13 protein-coding genes are annotated in these 20184 nt (G+C 69.2%); 7 read left to right on the top strand and 6 right to left on the bottom strand.

Annotated elements, in window-relative coordinates; genetic code table 11:
* Window positions 1-67 precede the first annotated feature (67 nt).
* Window positions 68-1336, bottom strand: a complete 1269-nt coding sequence (locus KY49_RS34295) for an NAD(P)/FAD-dependent oxidoreductase (protein WP_042588649.1) — start codon at window positions 1334-1336, stop codon at window positions 68-70.
* A 134-nt stretch (window positions 1337-1470) separates the two neighbouring features.
* Entirely contained in the window at window positions 1471-3051 is a 1581-nt protein-coding gene (locus tag KY49_RS34290; protein ID WP_042588648.1) for an amino acid permease, read from the bottom strand.
* Window positions 3052-3677: 626 nt separating this feature from the next.
* Between KY49_RS34290 and amaB the strand changes: the two genes are divergently transcribed.
* The gene (amaB, locus tag KY49_RS34285) at window positions 3678-5189 is read left to right on the top strand and encodes an L-piperidine-6-carboxylate dehydrogenase (RefSeq protein ID WP_042588647.1); all 1512 of its coding nucleotides are present in this window, start codon (window positions 3678-3680) and stop codon (window positions 5187-5189) included.
* Window positions 5190-5270: 81 nt separating this feature from the next.
* On the opposite strand, the gene KY49_RS34280 is transcribed toward amaB, so the two are convergent.
* A complete protein-coding gene (locus KY49_RS34280) occupies window positions 5271-7727 on the bottom strand; it encodes a mechanosensitive ion channel family protein (protein ID WP_042588646.1) in 2457 nt (818 codons plus the stop codon).
* A 386-nt stretch (window positions 7728-8113) separates the two neighbouring features.
* Between KY49_RS34280 and KY49_RS34275 the strand changes: the two genes are divergently transcribed.
* The 4 genes from KY49_RS34275 (at window position 8114) to KY49_RS34260 (ending at window position 13865) form a co-directional block, all read left to right on the top strand.
* Complete coding sequence (locus tag KY49_RS34275) at window positions 8114-9535, top strand: MFS transporter (protein ID WP_042588645.1); 1422 nt, start codon at window positions 8114-8116, stop codon at window positions 9533-9535.
* Window positions 9536-9740: 205 nt separating this feature from the next.
* Window positions 9741-10781: a hypothetical protein gene (locus KY49_RS34270; RefSeq protein ID WP_442854665.1), complete on the top strand. Its 1041-nt coding sequence runs from the start codon at window positions 9741-9743 to the stop codon at window positions 10779-10781.
* A gap of 312 nt (window positions 10782-11093) precedes the next feature.
* Complete coding sequence (locus KY49_RS34265; RefSeq protein ID WP_042588643.1) at window positions 11094-11561, top strand: hypothetical protein; 468 nt, start codon at window positions 11094-11096, stop codon at window positions 11559-11561.
* Between the two features lie 417 nt (window positions 11562-11978).
* Entirely contained in the window at window positions 11979-13865 is a 1887-nt protein-coding gene (locus KY49_RS34260) for a WG repeat-containing protein (RefSeq protein ID WP_042588642.1), read from the top strand.
* A gap of 7 nt (window positions 13866-13872) precedes the next feature.
* Here the strand turns inward: KY49_RS34260 and KY49_RS34255 are convergent, their stop codons facing one another.
* On the bottom strand, window positions 13873-16104 hold the full coding sequence (locus KY49_RS34255) for a penicillin-binding protein 1A (RefSeq protein WP_231636634.1): 2232 nt from the start codon (window positions 16102-16104) through the stop codon (window positions 13873-13875).
* A gap of 194 nt (window positions 16105-16298) precedes the next feature.
* On the bottom strand, window positions 16299-17828 hold the full coding sequence (pdxR, locus tag KY49_RS34250) for a MocR-like pyridoxine biosynthesis transcription factor PdxR (protein ID WP_042588640.1): 1530 nt from the start codon (window positions 17826-17828) through the stop codon (window positions 16299-16301).
* A gap of 122 nt (window positions 17829-17950) precedes the next feature.
* Between pdxR and KY49_RS34245 the strand changes: the two genes are divergently transcribed.
* Together KY49_RS34245 and KY49_RS34240 are read left to right on the top strand one after the other, a co-directional pair.
* The gene (locus tag KY49_RS34245) at window positions 17951-18589 is read left to right on the top strand and encodes an FMN-binding negative transcriptional regulator (protein ID WP_042588639.1); all 639 of its coding nucleotides are present in this window, start codon (window positions 17951-17953) and stop codon (window positions 18587-18589) included.
* 211 nt (window positions 18590-18800) lie between these two features.
* On the top strand, window positions 18801-19412 hold the full coding sequence (locus tag KY49_RS34240; RefSeq protein WP_042588638.1) for a hypothetical protein: 612 nt from the start codon (window positions 18801-18803) through the stop codon (window positions 19410-19412).
* A 96-nt stretch (window positions 19413-19508) separates the two neighbouring features.
* Here the strand turns inward: KY49_RS34240 and KY49_RS34235 are convergent, their stop codons facing one another.
* On the bottom strand, window positions 19509-20075 hold the full coding sequence (locus KY49_RS34235) for a thioredoxin family protein (RefSeq protein ID WP_042588637.1): 567 nt from the start codon (window positions 20073-20075) through the stop codon (window positions 19509-19511).
* Window positions 20076-20184 lie beyond the last annotated feature (109 nt).

Genomic DNA, 20184 nt, shown 5'->3' with positions numbered 1-20184 from the left:
TATGTCCGGCAGCGCCGCGCAGCGCCCGGCGGGCCGCCGCGCGGGCGCTCAGTTGCGCTCAGGGCGCTCAGTGGCGATATGCCGCGAGCGCGTCGCGCGCCTGGTACGCGGTGTACGTGAGCTGCGCGGCGGCGAGCCCCGCGAGCCCGAACGTGCGGGTCAGGCCGAACGCGGCGAAGCCTGCCGGCACCGGCCGCTCGCCGGCCAGCGCGGCGGCGAGCGTTTCGCCCGCGACCGTGGTCGGCGCCATCCCGTGCCCGCCGAACGCGATCGCGTGCCAGACGCCGTCGGCGTCACGGCCGATCTGCGGCATCTTGTGCCGCGCGTAGCTCATCAGCCCGCCCCACGCGTATTCGACCTTCACGTCCGCGAGCTGCGGATACACGCGCGCGAGGTCGCGCTTGAGCAGGCGGGCGATCGCGTCCGGGCCGCGGTCGAGCACCGAGATCCGGCCGCCCCACAGGATCCGCGTGTCCTGCAGCGGACGGTAGTAGTCGAACGCGAAGCGCGTGTCGTAGATCGCGTACGGCGCGTCGATCGCGTCGGCGAGGCGCGCGCCGAGCGGCTCGGTCGCGATCACGTAGGTCGCGATCGGCAGCACCGCGCGCTCGATGCGCGGCGACACGCCGCGCGCGTAGCCGCCGCCCGCGAACACGACGTCCTTCGCGCGCACCGTGCCCCGGGCGGTGCGCACGACGTAGCCCGCGCCGTCGCGGGCGATGCCGAGCGCGGCCGACTGCTCGTAGATGCGCGCGCCGCCGCGCGCCGCGGCCGCGGCGACGCCGAGCACGTACTTGAGCGGGTGGAAATGGAACGCGTTGGGCTCGAACAGGCCGCCGTGATAACGCGTGGTCTTCAGCCGCGCGCGCAGCGCGTCGGTCGCGACCGGCTCCCAGTCGACGTCGAATTCCGTCTTCATCAGCGTGCGCAGCCCGTCGAGCCGCGACGGATCGTCGAACCAGTTCGCGAGCATCACGCCGCGGTCGACGATGTCGCAGTCGATGCCGTAGCGCGCGATGCGCGCGCGGATCAGTTCGACCGCGTCGACGGTCAGCCGGTACAGGCGGCGCCCTTCGTCGCGGCCGAGCGTGCGCAGCAGGTCGGCGTTGTCGAGGCTGTAGCCGCCGAACACGAAGCCGCCGTTGCGGCCGGACGCGCCGTAGCCGACCCGTTCGCCGTCGAGCACGACGACGTCGCGCACGCCGCGCTCGACGAGCCCGAGCGCGGTGCACAGGCCGGCGAGGCCGCCGCCGACGATGCAGACCTGCGTGTCGACGGTGTCGGTCAGTTGCGCGTAGGGCTGGCGGGAAACGGTGGCTTCGTAGAAATTCTGCATGCGATTCGATGACGGAGGAACGACGGAAACACATACGGCACGCGTCGATCTTGCCTGAACGCGCGCGCGCCGCGTCGAATGCGGGCGGCGCCGCGCCGGCCGCCGTCATGCGGCAGCCGACGCGGCGGGCAAGGTCACGCGCCCGGCGTCGGGTTCGCCGGCCCGGCGACGTAGGCCGGATAGGCGGACGCGACGGCAGGCGCCGGCTCGGGCGCCGCATTGCGCTCGACCCACGGCGCGATCTCCATGTCCTCGTAGCGGACCAGCCGGCATTTGCGCACGAGCGCGTAGCCGAGCCAGATCGCGAGGAAGAACGGCAGCCCGATGTAGGTCGCGGCGACGCTCATCCAGTCGATCCGGGCGGCGAGGAACGCCTGATAGTCCTGGCCGAGCGCGACGACGACGCACAGCACGAACGCGAACAGCGGCCCGAACGGAAACCACTTCGCGCGATAGGGCAGCTGGTCGAGCCGGTAGCCCTGCTTCAGGAAGCCCTTGCGGAACCGGTAGTGGCTGACCGCGATGCCGAGCCACGTGATGAAGCCGGCCATTCCCGACGAGTTCAGCAGCCACATGTAGACGGTCTTGTCGCCGTACAGCGAGGTCAGGAAGCACAGCGCGCCGATCGCCGTCGTCGCGTACAGCGCGTTGCGCGGCACGCCGCCCGGCGACAGCTTCGCGAACAGCTTCGGCGCGCGGCCCTCGACCGCGAGGTTGTACAGCATCCGCGTCGATGCATACATGCCCGAGTTGCCGGCCGACAGCACCGCGGTCAGGATCACCGCGTTCATCACGCCGGCCGCGAACGCGAGGCCCGCATGACGGAACACCAGCGTGAACGGGCTCACGCCGATGTCGGTCACGTCGCTCTTCAGCAGGTTCGGGTCGGTGTACGGAATCAGCAGGCCGATCACGAAGATCGCGAGCACATAGAACAGCAGGATTCGCCAGAAGATCTGGCTCACCGCGCGCGGGATCGTCGTGCGCGGGTTCTCCGATTCGCCGGCCGCGACGCCGATCATTTCGGTGCCCTGGAACGAGAAGCCCGCGATCATCGCGACGCCGAGCATCGTCGCCCAGCCGCCCGCGAACGGCGCGTCGCCGATCGTGAAGTTGCCCAAGCCGGTGCTCGGGCCGCCCTGCATGATGCCGAAGATCATCAGCAGGCCGACGCCGATGAACGCGAGCACGGTCAGCACCTTGATCAGCGCGAACCAGTATTCGGCCTCCCCGAAGCCGCGCACCGACAACGCGTTGAGCGCGAAGATCAGCGTGAGGAACAGCGCGCTCCACCAGACGCCCGGCACGTGCGGGAACCAGTAGTTCATCACGAGCTGCGCGGCCACCAGTTCGACCGCGAGCGTCACGGCCCAGCTGTACCAGTAGTTCCAGCCGAGCGCGAAGCCGAAGCCTTCGTCGACGAATTTCGCGCCGTAGGTCGCGAACGAGCCCGACACGGGCATGAACGAGGCCATCTCGCCGAGGCTCGTCATCAGGAAATAGACCATCAGGCCGATCACCATGTACGCGATCATCGCGCCGCCGGGGCCGGCCTGCGAGATCGACGCGCCGGACGCGACGAACAGGCCGGTGCCGATCGAGCCGCCGATCGCGATCATGCGCAGGTGGCGCGCCTGCAGGCTGCGGTGGAGATGGGGCTGGGATGCGCGCGAGCCGGCCGGGCTCGCGCAAGCGGGGTGGGAATCTGGGCGCATGGGTGTTGGGCGCTGTCTCCGGGATTGTTTTGAGGAGACGAAGCGCGGCATGTCCGCCCGCCGCCTGCCGGGCGGCGTCGACACGCGCGGTGCCCGGGGTGTCGGGCCGGGAGCATGTCGACTTCGTCTGGGGTCAGGCCGCGCCCGGCAACGCGGGGCATGGCGGCCGTCGGTGCGTCGGGTGCTGTGCCGCACGCCTTGACGCTGGTCAAATTGTGTGGGGTCGAAGCGCAAGCGGCAAACGATATTTCCGAACTAGTTGATGCGTCCTCGTCATCAAGTGATGACGCACCGCAGCGTGCGCCGAGGTTGCGCGGCCGGCCGTGCCGCAGGGCTTTTGACGCGTCCGATCCGCGCTCGGGAAAGGTCGGACCGGACCCGGCGCCGTGATGCGTTTTGGGAATGAAGTCGTGAGTTAATATCAATAGCCGCCCGACTTGTGGCCATCGACAATGCTGGCCATGGATCGCACGCCGCGGCCCGAGGAGACGCGCGGCGGCGCGGCCGGGCCGCCGGACGGCCGCCGGGCGCGCATCCGCTTGCACAGGGCGCGCGAACGCGCTCCAATCGAATCACGCGGGCGGCGTTGCCGCCGCACCGATCAATCTGTCCCTGAAGAGGAAGTGATGCAATTCAACGACATTCTTGCCGCGCTCGACATCGATCTCGCCCAGTGGAAAGGCAATGCGCTGACCGCGCGCTCGCCGCTCGACGGCGCGACGCTCGCGACGCTGGCCGTCGACAGCCCTGCCGACGCTGAGCGCAAGATCGACGCCGCGCACGCGGCATTCCTCAAGTGGCGCACGGTGCCCGCGCCGGTTCGCGGTGAACTGGTGCGCGTGTTCGGCAACGTGCTGCGCGAGCACAAGGCCGCGCTCGGCCGGCTCGTCACGCTCGAAGCCGGCAAGATCACGTCGGAAGGGCTCGGCGAAGTGCAGGAAATGATCGACATCTGCGATTTCGCGGTCGGCCTGTCGCGCCAGTTGTACGGCCTGACGATCGCGTCCGAGCGCCCGGGCCACCGGATGATGGAGACGTGGCACCCGATCGGCGTGTGCGGCGTGATTTCGGCGTTCAACTTCCCGGTCGCGGTGTGGGCGTGGAATGCGGCGCTCGCGTTCGTGTGCGGCGATCCGGTCGTGTGGAAGCCGTCCGAGAAGACGCCGCTCACCGCGATCGCGTGCCACGTGCTGCTCGGCAAGGCGCTGCGCGAGTTCGACAAGACGCACCCGGGCGTGGCGCCGGAAGGCCTGAGCCAGCTCGTGCTCGGCATGCGCGACGTCGGCGAGGTGCTGACGTCGTCGAAGAAGGTGCCGGTCGTCAGCGCGACGGGCAGCGTGCGGATGGGCCAGGAAGTCGCGAAGGTGCTGAGCCAGCGCCTCGGCCGCGGCATCCTCGAGCTCGGCGGCAACAACGGGATGATCGTCGCGCCGAGCGCGGATCTCGATCTCGTCGTGCGCGCGGTCACGTTTGCCGCGGTGGGCACGGCCGGCCAGCGCTGCACGACGCTGCGCCGCCTGATCGTGCACCGCAGCGTCGTCGATCAACTGCTGCCGCGCCTCGAGAAGGCCTATGCGTCGGTGACGGTCGGCAACCCGCTGGAAGCCGGCACGCTCATCGGCCCGCTGGTCGACCGCGCGTCGTTCGACGCGATGCAGAAGGCGCTGGCCGATGCGCGCGAGCAGGGCGGCGAGGTGAAGGGCGGCGAGCGCGTCGACTTCGGCCACGCGGATGCGTACTACGTGCGTCCGGCCATCGTACGGATGCCGAAGCAGACGGCGGTGGTCGAGCGCGAGACGTTCGCGCCGATTCTCTACGTGATGGTGTACGACGACTTCGCGGAGGCGATCGACGTGCACAACGCGGTGCCGCAGGGCCTGTCGTCGGCGATCTTCACGAACGACATGCGCGAGGCCGAGCAGTTCATGTCGGCGGCGGGCAGCGATTGCGGGATCGTCAACGTGAACATCGGCACGAGCGGCGCGGAGATCGGCGGCGCGTTCGGCGGCGAGAAGGAGACGGGCGGCGGGCGCGAGTCGGGTTCGGATGCGTGGAAGGCGTATATGCGCCGCGCGACGAACACGATCAACTACAGCCGAGAGCTGCCGCTGGCGCAGGGGGTGAAGTTCGACGTGTGATGCGGGGCGCCGCCGCTCGGCGGCCAACGCGCCGGCACCGGGAAATGGGCGTTTGCGGTCGTCGCAAACGCCCTTTGCGTTTCAGCGGGGCGACGCCTCCCCCGCCGGCATGTTCTGCACCATCAGCATCCGCGGGCTCGACAGCGAGATCTGCGCGGCGCGCAGCCGCTTCAGGATCTCGAACAGCAGGTCGCTCTTCGTCGACCCCGCGATCCGCGGGCTCGCGACGTAGCCCGTCACGCTCAGCGTGATGCCGTCCGGCGTGAGCTGGCTGAACGTCACCGACGGCGCGGGCTTCTCCAGAATCGACGGATGCTCGCGGTACGCATCGAGCAGCAGGTCGCGCACCTGCTCCGGATCGGTGTTCAGCGGGAACGTCAGCACCAGCGTCGCGACGCCCTGCGTGCTGTTGCCCATCGTCACGTTGCGCAGGTTCTGCGAGATCAGTTGCGAGTTCGGCACGATCACGGTCGAGCGGTCGCTGAGCTGGATCTCGGTCGCGCGCACGTTGATCCGGCGGATGTCGCCCTCGACGCCGCTGATGCTGATCATGTCGCCGACCTTCACCGGCCGCTCGGTCAGCAGGATCAGCCCCGACACGAAGTTCTTCACGATCTCCTGCAGGCCGAAGCCGATGCCGACCGACAGCGCGCTGACGATCCACGCGAGCTTGTCCCACCGCACGCCGAGCAGCGCCAGCGTCATCAGCACGATCAGCGCATAGCCGACGTTGCTGAACAGCGTGACGAGCGACGCGCGCATGCCGGGGTCCATGCCGAGCGCCGGCATGAACTCGTTGTCGAGCCAGCGCCGCACGGCGCGCAGCAGGTAGACGCCGATCGCGAAGCCGATCACCGCGTTGATGATCCGGTCCGGCATGATGTTCAGGCTCTGCAGCTTCTGGCCGCCGACCACCGCGACCAGGCTGTCGAGCAGGTCGCCCGGCGTCGTGCCGAAGCCGCCCGTCAGCAGCGCGATCACCGCGAGCAGCATCAGCAGGCTCGTGCCGAGGCCCGACAGCACGGTCTGCGCCTGTTCGAGATGCTTGTCACCGAGCCCGAACAGGTGCTTGATCTGCCTGCCGCTCGACAGGTTCGCGTTGAACAGCGTGGCGCACGCGTCGCGCGTCAGTTGCGTCAGCACGTACACGCTGCACAGGACGATCTCGAACCAGACCAGCTCGAAGGTGATGAAGCGTGCGACCGAGATGTAGCCGATCATCAGCGCGAGCAGCGACACGACGATCGCGAGCGACACGCCGGCGTGGATCAGCCCCGCGAGCGTCGAGCGTTGCTCGGGCGCTTCGCCGGCCGCCGCGAGCGCGCTGCGCACGCGGTTCGCGCGCAGCAGCGACGCGCCGACCGTCAGCGTGACGACGAGCGCCACGATGCCGCGGCCGAACAGCGTGACCGACAGGCTCGTGTCGACGATCCGGTTGATTTCCTCGAGCGTGCCGGACACGAGCAGCAGCGCTGCCAGCACGCCCGGGAACGGCCGCATCGCGCGGGCGACCGGATCGGCGAGCGCGGGCAGCCGCCACGACGGATGGCGCGTGCACAGCAGCGCGCGGCCGAGGCCCGCGATCAGCGCACAGGTGAGCGCCAGCTTCGCGAACTCGTCCCACAGGTCAGTGAGCGTCGGCGTGAGATCGTAGCGGCGCGCCAGCGCGACATAGAGGAGCTGCACGGCGATGCCGGTGGTCAGCAGCGTGGTGACCGCGGTCGACAGCGCGAGCGCGCTGCGGCGCAGGCGGGTTTCGGGCAGGCGGTTCACGCAGAACCACGCGAGACCGCGCTCGACGAGCCGCCGGCCCACGATCCAGACCGCGAGCGCGGCAAGCAGCAGCAGCGTGGTCACGATGCGCTGCCCCGGCTGCCAGGCCGACTTCAGCATCGCGACGAGCTGCTCGTCGAAATCGCCGAGCCGCTGCGCGTCGCCGGGCGGCACCCGGAACAGCGGCAGCCAGAATTGCGCGCCGAAGATGCTGCCCGAGCGCAGCACGAGCTGGTTCTTCAGCAGGCTGCGATTCAGCTTCGAGAACTGGTCGGTCAGGTTGGCGAGATTGCCCTTCTGGTCGGCGGCCTGCTTCAGCGCCGCATCGATTTGCGCCTTGCGCGCGTTCAACGTCGCGCGCTGCTGCTCGACGGCCGGGGTTTCGGGCGCCGCGCCCGGCGCGGGCGGCGGCCCGAGCACGTCGAGCTGCGCCTGGATCTTCGCGCGTTGCGGGACCAGTTGCGCGCTCAGCTTGTCGACGGCGGCGCTCAATGCCTGGGTCGAGTCGGCCAGCGAGTCCAGCACCTTGCCGTTCGTCGTGGCGGACGTCTGCTGCTTGATGCGGTCCTGCTCGACCTGCATCTGCTTCAGCTCGGCGACCGCGTCGCTCAACGAAATCGTCGGGGCGGACGCGCCGTCGGCGGTCGCCGCGCCCGATCCGGAAGCCGGCGACGGGAACGCGGACGCCGCTGCGGCCGGAATCAGGACCAGCAACGCGATCAGCGCGACCCGGCGTGCGAAAGTGGAAAATTGTTGTATGCGCATGGAATCCTTACGATTTGCCGACATGGCCGCTGCCGGCAGATCGTCCACGGGTTGTCACGGTTGGGTAGACGGCATGTTACCGGTGTGCGCCGGCGTCGGCCGCTGCCGCGGAATCTTCCGAGCATAGCGGGATGCAGGGCGCGATGTGTCGAGGATGTGCGGCGGCGGGGCGGTTGCGCCATGCGCAGACTGGCGTGACGCGCTTGCGCGGCGTTGCGCGGCGGTCGATCCGCCGTGCGGCGCGGCAGCGCGCCGGCCGACAGATGGTTACGAAATTTACACAATGTGCGGGGCCGGTACAATGGAACCGATTCGCACGACGGCCGCGCGACGGCCGCCTGACGACGACACAACACGACAAGACAACATCAGGAGACGCGCACACGATGGCTTCAACGGAAACTTCTCCACGGGCGCCCGCGACGCCGAACTCCACGCTCGACGCCGGCTCGATTTCCGCCCGCCTCGACCGCCTGCCGCCGACCCGCAGCGTCTGGAAGCTCGTCGTGCTGCTGAGCCTCGGCTTCTTCTTCGAACTCTACGACCTGCTGTACAGCGGCTACGTCGCGCCCGGCCTCGTCAAGAGCGGCGTCCTGACCGCGACGACCCACGGACTGTTCGGCACCACCGGCGTCGCGAGCTTCATCGCCGCGCTGTTCGCGGGCCTCTTCATCGGCACGATCGCGTGCGGCTTCCTCGCCGATCGCTTCGGACGCCGAGCGATCTTCACGTGGTCGCTGCTGTGGTACACGGCCGCGAATGTCGTGATGGCGTTCCAGGACACCGCCGCGGGGTTGAACTTCTGGCGCTTCGTCGTCGGCCTCGGGCTCGGCGTCGAGATGGTGACGATCGGCACGTACATCTCGGAGCTCGTGCCGAAGCAGATCCGCGGCCGCGCATTCGCGTGCGAGCAGGCGGTCGGGTTCGCCGCGGTGCCGGTCGTCGCGTTCCTCGCATACCTGCTCGTCCCGCGCGCGCCGCTCGGCCTCGACGGCTGGCGCTGGGTCGTGCTGATCGGCGCGCACGGCGCGATCTTCGTCTGGTGGATCCGCCGCGCACTGCCGGAGAGCCCGCGCTGGCTCGCGCAGCAGGGCCGGCTCGACGAGGCCGACCGCGTGATGTGCGCGCTCGAGGCGAAGGTCGAGGCGGAATACGGCCGCCCGCTGCCGCCGCCCGCGCCTGCCCAGCCGGTGCCCGCGCGCGGCAGCTTCCGGGACATGTGGGTGCCGCCGTACCGCAACCGCACGATCATGATGACGATCTTCAACGTGTTCCAGACGGTCGGCTTCTACGGCTTCGCGAACTGGGTGCCGACGCTGCTGATCAAGCAGGGCATCACGATCACGACGAGCCTCGCGTATTCGAGCGTGATCGCGCTGGCCGCGCCAATCGGCCCGTTGATCGGACTCCTGATCGCCGACCGCTTCGAGCGCAAGTCGGTGATCGTCGCGATGGCGGGCGCGGCGGTGGTCTGCGGGCTGCTGTTCAGCCAGACGACGGCGGCCGCGTTCCTGATCGTGCTCGGCATCGGCCTCACGCTCGCGAACAACATCATGTCGTACAGCTTCCACGCATACCAGGCCGAACTGTTCCCGACCGCGATCCGGGCGCGCGCGGTTGGCTTCGTCTATTCGTGGAGCCGCTTCTCGGCGATCTTCACGTCGTTCGCGATCGCCGCCGTGCTGAAGGGCTTCGGCACCGCCGGCGTGTTCGTGTTCATCGCGGGCGCGATGGCGGTCGTGATGGCGGTGATCGGGCTGATGGGGCCGCGCACCAGGGGCATCGCGCTCGAAGCGATCTCGAAGTAGCGGCCGCGCGGCGCGCAAGCGCCGCATGTCCCACGCGCGTAGAATGAAAAGTCAGACGACTCTCGCACCCCCATCGGCCTGATCGCGCTGCGCGCGGCCGGGCGCGCAGCGGCGAGGCGTCGGCGTTCGATGCGTCGTGGCCTCGCGCGGACTGTGCGCTCGTTCGGCACGCGCGATGGCCGCTTCGGCCGATGGCATCGATCGTATGAAGTTTCCTCGCGTAACGCGGCGCTTCATGTGGCCGCGCTGTCTTGCCGCTTCGCTTGCCGCGTGCGCATGCGCCGCGGTTTCGGCACTTCCCGCTCTCGCTGCGTCGCCTGCGTCCGCAGTGTCGCCGACGGCAACTGTTGCACCATCGTCTGCTGCATCGGGCGCATCATCCGCCGCGCCCGCCTCCTCCGGCACGCCTGCCAGCGAGGTGGCGATTCCATTGCCGCGCATGCATCCGCCGCTGTCTCCCGCCGACGCCGCGAGCGCGACCGCGCGCGCGGTCGACATGCGCAAGCGGTTCGCGCAGGAAGTGACGCGCCGCCTGAACGTGCCGGCAGGCGAGCAGCGCGCCTATGGCCAGCGTCTGCAGCAGGCGCTGGCGGCCAACGGACTCGCCGACCTCGCCGGCGAATACGTGGTGATGGTCGATCGCGCGCCGGCCGTGCAGGCGCTCTTCATCTACTTCCGCGCGACGTCGGCTAACGCGTGGCTCATGATCGGCGCGGCGCCGGTCGCGACCGGGCTGCCCGGCAAGTACGACCACTTCACGACGCCGCTCGGCGTGTTCACGCACACGCCGGACAACATGGATTTCCGCGCGGAAGGCACGACGAACGACAACGGCATTCGCGGCTACGGCCGCCGCGACATGCGGATCTACGACTTCGGCTGGGTGGACAGCGAGCGCGGCTGGGGCAAGGGCGGCGTGTCGGCGATGCGCTTCCAGATGCATGCGACCGACCCGGGGCGCCTCGAACCGCTGCTCGGCGTCCGCCATTCGAAGGGCTGCGTGCGGATTCCGGCGTCGCTGAACACGTTCATCGACCGTCACGGGATGCTCGATGCCGACTACGAGGCGCGCGCGGAGGAGGGCAAGTCGTTCTGGGTGCTGCACCCCGGGCGCGACATCACGCCGAACGAGGGCCGCTATCTCGTCGTCATCGATACCGCGCGCAAGACGCGCCCGGCGTGGGCGCCGCTGCCGGGCCGCAACGCGTGGGCGAAGGTGCCGAAGGGCGGGGATACCGCGGATTGACGGCCGGCCCGGCCGCCGGCGCAGGTTCGGGCGCCCGGCGTATGCCGGCCTCGTTCGGCCGCACCTGCGGCACGCTGACGCTCGACCGTCAGGACGACGCGATTCACGACTTCATCGGCCCGCGCAGTACGGCTTCAGCAAGGCTTGCAGCCTCGGCATCGGCTGCGAGCGTTCGCGCAGGGCCGGGGCGGCTGGCGCGCATCACCGGTCTTCGTTATATTTGCCACCCTGGCGGCGACCGGCCGTGTCGCCGCTTCCGGACGCGTGCGCGCCGGACTTCAAGACAACAATTCGAATATCGAGGAACCCGTCGTGCCGATTCTTCTGTTCTGCCTGCTCCTGTTCGTGTCCGTTTCCGCGCGAGCGGGCGGCGCGTGCTACGCGCTGCTCGGCGATTACGCGCCGGCGCCGGACAAGCCCGCAACGTTGCGCGTCGAGAAGATCGGCGGCGAATTCGCGCTGCGCGTGAGGGATGCCGGGCAATGGGCCGCCGAAACCGAGCCCGCGCGCGAAGACCCGCCCGATCCCGACGGCGCGGCCGGGCGGCCCGCAGGCGCCTGCGTATTGATGATTCCGGGCGGCGAACTGATCCGGATGCCGGTGGGCGCGCCGTATCAGGTCACGTCGATCACCGGCAACGGCTGGACCACGAAGCATTCGACGACCGGCGTGCTGCTGTTGTCGATGCAGGGTTTCCAGGTCGACGGCGCCGAGCTGTATCCGGTCGCCCGCAGCGGCGATTCGCCGGCGTCGCCCGCAAAGGCCGCGGCGGGGCGCTAGGGTCTGTTTACATACGGAACGCGCATGCGTTGCCACGAGAACGGCCGCTCGCGAGGCGCGCGACGCCGCGAATACTGGACGTATTCGCAAGGAGCGCAACGCGGCGAGCGGCCGTTCTCGTGGCAACCCCAAATTGAAAACCCATTCCAGGGGAATGCCCGAAATCGCCCGTATGGCGGCGTCGCGCGTCGCTTGTTTGGCTCGGCCAAACGGCGCTCCTTGCTCCTTGCCCTACGAGCGATTTCGGGCATTCGCATGCGCGTTCCGTATGTAAACAGACCCTAGATCGAGCATCGGTCAGGGCCTCGCGCGGCCAGCCGGTGAGCCGGCGCCTGCCGCGAGCGGCGGCAGCGCGCTGACACCGTAACGGCCGCATGCGATACCGGATCGTCAACTACAACAAGGACAAGCATTCCGATGGGCAATCGAGCATGGCTGTACCTCCAGGCAGGCGCGGGAGATGACGCGCGAACGATCGAGTTCGCGGAGGCCAACAACCACTTTCCGGTGCTGTGGCGCGTGCTGCTCGCCCGCGGCGATGCGGGCGAAGCGATCACGTACCAGCGCGTGTTCGGCGACGCGGGCACGCCGAACCTCGTCAGCGACGCACGCGCCGCGCATGCGCGGATCAGCCGGCTCGCGGCGTTCATTGCCGCGTATCCGCTGAAGGGCGATGACCCGGCGCTCGCGCGCCAGTTCGACGCGGTCGTGCGCCACCTCGGCGAGCAGATCGACGCGCTCGGCGGCGCGCACGGCGCGCCGCTGTTGTCCGCAAACCTGGACGAACTGTCGTGGTGCGACGAGCACGGCCCGAACGACTACATCGATGCCGAGCGCGATGCGTGCACGCGCCTGTGGTGGCGCGTCGCAAACTGCATGGACTTTCGCGACGTGCGCGGCGTGCGCGACGCGCTGGAGATCGAGCGTGCGTCCGGCTGGGGCGCGTGGGCGTGGCATTTCGGGTTCGGCGGGATGTCGCACGTCTACTTCGGGCGCCAGAACCCGCCGCGTGGCGTCGCCTACGCGGACTTCGCCGGCGAAGGCGAGGTGCACGGCGACTATCTCGACCATGCGCTCTACAGCTTCCGGGCGCGCAATGGGTTGTGGGGCGCGCGCCGTGACGCGGGCGACGCGTGGGAGATCGTCCTGCCGCCCGAATGGACGGGCCTGTGGCGCAGCGGCGCGCGCGACTGGAGCCTGATCTGGGCCGCGCGCGACGGCCGTGTCGGGCTGATACGGTTCGACGACGGCCCGCAGATCGTGCGCGAACCGTCGTTCGACGAAGTGTGGGATTTCGACGACGACGTTGCGTGCGTGCGCGTCGGCGACAAGTTCGGGCTCGTTCGGATGGACGGCACATGGGTGCTCGAACCGTCGCTCGACGATTTCGGCGAGTTCGCCGGCGGGCTCGCATCCGCAAGCGTCGACGGCCGCTGGGGCTTCGTCGATAGGCGCGGCGCGTGGGTCATCCCGCCGCGCTTCGACGCCGCGCAGGAATTCGTGCTCGACGGGGCGGCGGTATGCGATGGCGACCGCTGGGGGCTCGTCGGCCGCGATGGTCAATGGCGCGCGCGGCCGGAATGGACGTCGCTCGAATGGTCGGCCGAGTGCAACGCGTACCTCGCGCAGCGGGACGGTCATGCGGGCCTCGTCGACGTGACGGGCCGGGTCGTCATCGAGCCGCGCTATGCACGGGTGGCGCCGCTGGCGGATATAAACCGGATGGAGACGCTGCACGAACTCGGCGCGATGCGCTACGTCGTGCAACGCGACGACGCGCGCTGCGCGATCGTCGACGGCGACGGCCGGGCGCTGACGCCGTTCGATTTCACGAACGCGGGTGCGCTCCAGTGGCTGCCCGACGACGAAGAAGTGCCGGCCGAGCTGTTCACGCGCCATGCGGTCGGCGTGATGCCGGGCGAACCGGCGTCGCTGGCGGTCTGCGACTTCGACACCGGCGCGACGATCGCGCTCGGTCAGTACGACGAAGTGGCGGGCCTGCACTGGGGCGCCGATCACGGCTGGCTCGCCTGCCGATACGCGGAAGGCAGCGACGACGTGCGCGCGGCGGTGTTCCGTGCGGACGGCACGGTGCTGCATCCCGCGCGCTATACGCGGATCGGCGATGCGGCGCTGTTCGACGACGAAGGGCAGCACGCAGCGGACGCGACGCTGCAACCGTGGTTCGTCCGGCGCGTCGAGCTTGCGCAGAGCTGGAGCGTCGACGAGCCGGTCGCCGCGCTGCGCGACGACGGCGTGCCGGTGTGGCTGTACGCGGACGGTCGAGCCGACCCGCACCGGTGACGTTGCGTTACCGGAACAGCCTGAGCCAGTCGAACAGACCCGGACGCGGATGTCGCTTCGGCGGCGGCGTGTAGGTCCTCGGCCGGAAATCCGGCGACAGCTGCGCGCGCGGATCGATCACGCGTGCACGCAACGCGGCATCGTAGAACGTGCCGACGATCGGCAGCGCGCTGTGCGCGCCCTCTCCCCAGTAGTCGCTGCCGAGCGTCACGTGGCCGTCGTCGAAGCCGACCCACGCGCCGGCTACCAGTTGCGCATGCATCAGGATGAACCAGCCGTCGGCGCTGTCCTGCGTCGTGCCCGTCTTGCCGGCCACGTCGGCGCGAATGCCGTAGCGCGCGCGGATGTCCGCACCGGTGCCGCGATCGACGACGTCGCGCATCACGTCGACGAGCGTCAGCGCCGCGTTCGCGGGCAGCGCCCGTTCCGGCGGCGGGCTCGCGAATGCGGCCAGCACCTTGCCGTCGTGATCCTCGATGCGCGTGACCATCTGCGGTTCGACGTACATGCCACGGTTCGCGATCGTGCCGTAGGCCGACACCATCTCCTTCAGCGTGACCGGGCTCGTGCCGAGCGCGAGCGACGGCACCGCGTCGAGCGGACTCTCGCGCACGCCCATCGCGCGCGCGAGCCGCACCACCTTCGCCGGGCCTTCGTGCTGCATCAGCTGCGCGGTGATGCGGTTGCGCGAATGCGCGAGCGCGTCGCGCAGCGTCATCGGCAAGCCGGTCGGCGGTTCCGCGTCGGTCGGCCGCCACACCGCGTGAGCGTCGAGCGGGATCGCGACATTGTGGTCGACGAACGTGTCGTCCGGCCGCAGGCCGTCCGCGAACGCCGCGCCGTAGACGAACGGCTTGAACGTCGAGCCCGGCTGGCGGCGCGCCTGCTGCACGTGATCGAACGGTTCGTCGCCGAAGTCGGGGCTGCCGACCCACGCGCGGATTTGGCCGTTGCGCGGATCGAGCGCGACGAAGCCGGCCTGCACCTGCGTCTTGCTCCGGCACAGCGCGCGCATGAAGTCGCGATTCGCGCCGAGCCTGTGCAGCGCGACCGGGTCCGTCAGGCCGGCATCGCGCGCGCTGCGGTAGTCGGGCGTCTGGCGGATGAAGCTGCGAAACAGGTCGTTGCGCAGCCCGCAGCCGTTCGGGCCGCGCCACGCGTCGTTCGCGATTTCCTGCAGCCGGTCCGTCTGCCGTTCGACCGCCTGCGTGGCGATCTCCTGCAGGCGCGAATCGATCGTCGTGCGCACGACGAGCCCGTCCGAGTAGATGTTGTAGTTGTTGCGGTCGGCCCACGCGATCAGCCATTTGCGCAACAGCACGGTGAAGTGCGGCGCGAGGCCGGGCGACGCGGCCTGCGGTTCGAAATCGACGCGCAGCGGCCGGCGGGTCAGCGCCGCATACGCGTCGGGCCGCAGCTTGCCGTATTTCTCCATCTGGCCGAGCACGGTGTTGCGCCGCTGCAGCGCGCGCTCGGGGTTGAGCACGGGGTTGTAATAGCTGTTGGCCTTCAGCATGCCGACGAGCGTCGCGCTTTCAAGGATGTCGAGCTGGGCGGCCGATTTGTCGAAGTAGGTGCGCGCGGCCATTTCGATGCCGTACGCGTTGTACAGGAACGGCACCGTGTTCAGGTAGGTCTCGAGGATCTGGTCCTTCGTGTACACGCTCTCGATCTTGAACGCGGTCACCAGTTCCTTCAGCTTGCGCGTGAGCGTCGGCGCGCGGCCGACTTCGTCGGGATACAGGTTGCGCGCGAGCTGCTGCGTGATCGTCGAGCCGCCCTGGCGGTCGCCGGAGAACGTATGCAGCGCGGCGCCCAGCGTGCGGCGCCAGTCGATGCCGTGGTGATCGTAGAAGCGGCGGTCCTCGGTCGCGATCAGCGCGTCGACCATGTGTGGCGAGATTTGCGACAGCGGCACCCATTCGCGGTTCACCGGCCGGAATTCGGCGATCACCTGGCCGTCCGCCGACATGATTTGCGCGGGGCGGTCGATGCGCGCCTTGCGGATGTCGCCGATGCTCGGCGTGAACGGCACGAACGCGAGCAACGCCAGCAGCCCCAGCACGGGCATCGCGGCGAACGTCAGCGCGATGCCGCGCCGCGTCGGATGCCGCAGGCGGCGCTGGCCGGCGGCGAGGGCGGAGCGGACGGCGGCAGCGCAGGCGGCTGCCGGCGGCCGGACGCGGGCGAGCCACCTTGCGCACTGCTCGCGGAAAAACGTCACGGTTCGGCGATTCACGTTGGCGGGGCGCGGGCGGAAAAGGCGCGATCGTAGCAAACGGAACCGGCGCGCCGACGGCCAAAACCGGCTCCCGCTTGCAGGATTTACAGACGATTACACTTGTTTCCCGCCGACAACGTCTCGGCTCGCGATCGATGGCGATTTGCCTGACGAATTGCCGGGTTCGCGAGCGCGCGCCGCACCCGCCATGGTCAGCGCCGCGACGGCTGTGCGTTGGCCGCCGCCACCATGGCGATCACGTCGGCGAGCCGTTGCGCGGCGGCCTCCATCTGCGCGCGGTCGAAGCCGCCGAAGCCGAGCACGAGGCCTGGGCGGCCGGTGCCCGGCGCGAACATCGGCGACACCGCGCGCACCGCGACGCCGGCGTCGGCCGCCCGCGCGACGACCTCGCGATCGTCGAGATGCGCGGCGAGCCACAGCACGATGTGCATCCCCTGATCGCCCGGCTGCAGCCACGCGAGCGCGCTCGGCAGTCGTGCGCCGAGCGTGTCGATCAGTTGCGCGCGATGGTCCGCGTAGACGCCGCGCACGCGGCGGATGTGGCGGTCGAGATGGCCTTGCGCGATGAACGCCGCGAGCACGTGCTGGTCCGCGGTCGGCGCGTGGCGATCCATCAGCACGCGCGCGCCGCAGAACGCGGCGATCAGGTCGTCGGGCGCGATCACGTAGCCGAGCCGCAGCGACGGGAACAGGATCTTGCTGAACGTGCCGAGATAGACCACGCGCTCGGGATCGAGCCCTTGCAGCGAAGGAAACGGATAGCCCTCGTAGCGCAGCTCGCTGTCGTAGTCGTCCTCGACGATCCACGCGTGGTTCTCGCGTGCCCACGCGAGCAGCGCGTTGCGGCGCGCCATGCTCATCGGCATGCCGAGCGGATACTGGTGCGACGGCGTGACGAACGCGGCCCGCGCGTGCGGCGCCATCCGGATGCCGGCCTCGACGTCGATGCCGTCCGCATCGACCGGCACGCGCACCATCGCGTCGCGCCGGCCGGTGCTTTCCAGCAGCGCGGTGATGCCGCGGTACGCGGGGTTCTCGACCCAGGTCTGGTCGTGCGCGCCGAGCAGCACCTGGCACGCGAGATGGAGCCCTTGCTGCGTGCCGCTCGTGATCACGACCTGGCCGGGTTCGCAGCGCACCGAGCGCGACTTGCGCACATGGTCGGCGATCGCTTCGCGCAGCGGCAGCGCGCCGAGCGGATCGGCGTAGCCGGACGGCGCGCCCGCGCCCCGCGCGCGCAGCCGGTTGCCGAGCCGGCGCCAGATGTCGTCGGGCGCCGTCGGGCCGACGGGCACCGAGATCGCGAACGGCACCGCCGGCAGCGGGCTGAATTCCTGCGCGATCCGCGCGAACGCCGCCGCCGGCTCCGGCAGGCCGCGCGTGCGGCCGGCGCGGGCCGGGCGCCCGCGTGCAGTAGCGGCGGCCGGCGCGGCGAGCGGCGGCGGCTCGGCCAGCGCCTGCGCGACGCGTGTGCCTGCGCCGCCGCGCGATTCCAGGAAGCCCTCGGCGACCAGTTGCGCATAGGCGTCGACCACGGTCCCGCGCGCGATCCGCAGCGACGCCGCGAGCAGGCGCGTGGACGGCAACGCGTCGCCCGGCCGGATGTCGCCGTTGTGGACCGCATCGCGCAGCGCCTGCGCAAGCTGGCGGCTCAGGTTGCCGGCGGCGCGGTCGAGGGCGCCGAGCGAAGGGATTTCGATGTGGCGGGTGGTTCGCGCCATGATTCTGGTTCGCTGAAATTGTGTCAAACCGGATCTACAGCATAAACCAGTTTGCGGCCACAATCGGGCGTCACGGGGCGATCCCGTGAGCCTCTTGACCTTTACCCGACCGTGGAGCCGCCATGTACGTCCCTGCCCATTTCGACGAACCCCGCATCGAGACGCTGCACGCGCTGATCGCGCAGCGCCCGTTCGGCAGTCTGGTCACGCACGGCAGGAGCGGGCTCGATGCGAACCACCTGCCGTTCGAGCTGATCGCCGGCGACGGCGGGCTCGGCGAGCTGCATGCGCACGTCGCGCGCGCGAATCCGGTCTGGCAGGACGTCGCGGACGGCGACGAGGTGCTGGTGATTTTCCGTGGGGGCGATGCATATATCTCGCCGAGCTGGTATCCGAGCAAGCACGCGACGCACCGGGAGGTGCCGACGTGGAACTACGTCGCCGTGCATGCGCACGGGCGCGTCACGGTGCGCGACGACGAGCGCTTCGTGCGCGGCGTGGTCGCGCGGCTGACGCGCACGCACGAAGCAGCGCTGCCCAAGCCGTGGAAGATGGGGGATGCGCCGCAGGACTACATCGATACGATGCTGCAGTCGATCGTCGGGCTGCAGATCGAGATCACGCGGCTGGTCGGGAACCGCAAGCTGGGGCAGAACAAGGCGGTGGAGGATATTCGCGGGGCGGGGGAGGCGTTGGTCGCTGGCGGCAACGCGAAGATCGGCGAAGCGATGCTGGCGGCGGCCGACGCGAAGCGCGAATGAGCGGTGCGGCGTGGGTAGTGCGGTGAGGTCGTCGCGGATCGCGCGATGGCCGGGGCGGCCAGGAGCGTGACATGGGATTCGCCGAGAGTTGACGCGTCGCGGCGATATTGCCCGTACCGGGGAGGGGGGTATCGTGGGATCGCGCGGCCGCGCGCCTTTCGTGACGGAAGGCGGCGCTCCGCGCTCGAACTTCACACCTTCATCCTGCACCATGACCCTGCTCAAGAATCTGCTCGACAAATGGAAGGCGCAATCGATTTCCGGGAAACTCTACACATCAGGCAACGCCGCGTTGATGCTCGTCATGGGCGTGCTCATGACGATCCCGTGGACGGCACAACGCGCGCTGACGTTGTTTATGGCGGTCCCGTTGTTGCTGTTCATGGCCGGATTCCTGATCTGGTTCGTGCCGAAACTGCTTGTGTTCGGCCGGTCACAGATCGGGACGATGCCGATCGTTGTGGTGAGCACGCTGCTTGCGCCGATCTGCCTGGGACTTGCTCGCCAGTTCGTCGGCGCGGTCGTGCAATTGCCGCCGCAGTCGTTCGACGTGACGGTGGCACTGTTTGTTGTCCTTTTCATCCCGATAGGGTGGGGTGTCGTTGTCGGCGCCATCCTGTCGTTTGTGTGTGTCGTTTCGATACTGGGCGTGGCAACGACTTCATCTTTTCGTCCACTAGTGAGGATCTTTGCAGTGAACCCGGCTGGCTGCGTACGAGCTCGACTTCTCCTATTCGGACATTTACCCGGGCATCGAACCCGGGCAGCGCATTCGCCTGCTCGACAACGGCCTTGTCGCGTATGCGGAGCGGCACGGGCTTGATGTGAAATTCGACGTGAAGAAATACATTCCGCCCGGCAAGACGGAGTGAGTGAGCCGGTTCGACGAGAGCTGCTCCGACGAACGTGTGCCAACCATCTACTGCGTCCGCGCCACTCCCGCATGCGCGAGCGCGCTCCGAATTGCCGCCTCGGTCTTGTCATACCCGCCCTCGCCATACCGCGTATAGACGACCTTCCCGCTTGCGTCGATCAGGTACAACGCAGGCCAGTACTGGTTGCCGTATGCTCGCCAGGTGTCGTAACGATTGTCCTGCGCAACCGGATAACGTATACCGAAGCGACCTAACGCATCCGCAACATTGCGCGCATCGCGCTCGAACGGATACTCGGGCGTATGCACGCCGATCACGACCAGCCCCTGATCCCGATACTTGCGATACCAATCGTTGACATACGGAATCGTATGAATGCAGTTGATGCAGGAATACGTCCAGAAATCGACGAGCACGACCTTGCCGCGCAACTGCCCGAGCGTCAGCGGCGCGCTGTTGTGCCAGCGCTCGATGCCGGCGAGCTCGGGCGCCGGCGCGCCGGCTTCCGCCATCGGCGGGACGGTCTGGCCGCGCGTCTCGGCGAACGCCGCGAATGCGGCGGCAGCGGCGAAGGCGGTAACGGCGGCGGCGGTCTTGAATCGGCTGAACATGGTGAATCCTCCATGGATCGGGGCCCCGGCCGGCCCGGTGCGGGCCGCGGTCGTTCGGGTTTCGACAGAGCGTATTGGGCCGTGCGGCCGTATCCGGCATGTGTCCGTC

Origin of the sequence: Burkholderia sp. MSHR3999 (assembly GCF_000833595.1) — a bacterium.
GTDB lineage: Bacteria > Pseudomonadota > Gammaproteobacteria > Burkholderiales > Burkholderiaceae > Burkholderia > Burkholderia ubonensis.
The sequence above is the reverse complement of the archived record's forward strand: the minus strand, read 5'-3'. Positions and strand labels throughout refer to the sequence as shown.

What these genes read in the sequence shown, in the direction of transcription:
- KY49_RS34295 (WP_042588649.1), bottom strand. Translation starts at nt 1,336, where the DNA reads ATGCAGAATTTCTACGAAGCCACCGTTTCCCGCCAGCCCTACGCGCAA.
- KY49_RS34290 (WP_042588648.1), bottom strand. Translation starts at nt 3,051, where the DNA reads ATGCGCCCAGATTCCCACCCCGCTTGCGCGAGCCCGGCCGGCTCGCGC.
- amaB (WP_042588647.1), top strand. Translation starts at nt 3,678, where the DNA reads ATGCAATTCAACGACATTCTTGCCGCGCTCGACATCGATCTCGCCCAG.
- KY49_RS34280 (WP_042588646.1), bottom strand. Translation starts at nt 7,727, where the DNA reads ATGCGCATACAACAATTTTCCACTTTCGCACGCCGGGTCGCGCTGATC.
- KY49_RS34275 (WP_042588645.1), top strand. Translation starts at nt 8,114, where the DNA reads ATGGCTTCAACGGAAACTTCTCCACGGGCGCCCGCGACGCCGAACTCC.
- KY49_RS34270 (WP_442854665.1), top strand. Translation starts at nt 9,741, where the DNA reads ATGAAGTTTCCTCGCGTAACGCGGCGCTTCATGTGGCCGCGCTGTCTT.
- KY49_RS34260 (WP_042588642.1), top strand. Translation starts at nt 11,979, where the DNA reads ATGGGCAATCGAGCATGGCTGTACCTCCAGGCAGGCGCGGGAGATGAC.
- pdxR (WP_042588640.1), bottom strand. Translation starts at nt 17,828, where the DNA reads ATGGCGCGAACCACCCGCCACATCGAAATCCCTTCGCTCGGCGCCCTC.
- KY49_RS34245 (WP_042588639.1), top strand. Translation starts at nt 17,951, where the DNA reads ATGTACGTCCCTGCCCATTTCGACGAACCCCGCATCGAGACGCTGCAC.
- KY49_RS34240 (WP_042588638.1), top strand. Translation starts at nt 18,801, where the DNA reads ATGACCCTGCTCAAGAATCTGCTCGACAAATGGAAGGCGCAATCGATT.
- KY49_RS34235 (WP_042588637.1), bottom strand. Translation starts at nt 20,075, where the DNA reads ATGTTCAGCCGATTCAAGACCGCCGCCGCCGTTACCGCCTTCGCCGCT.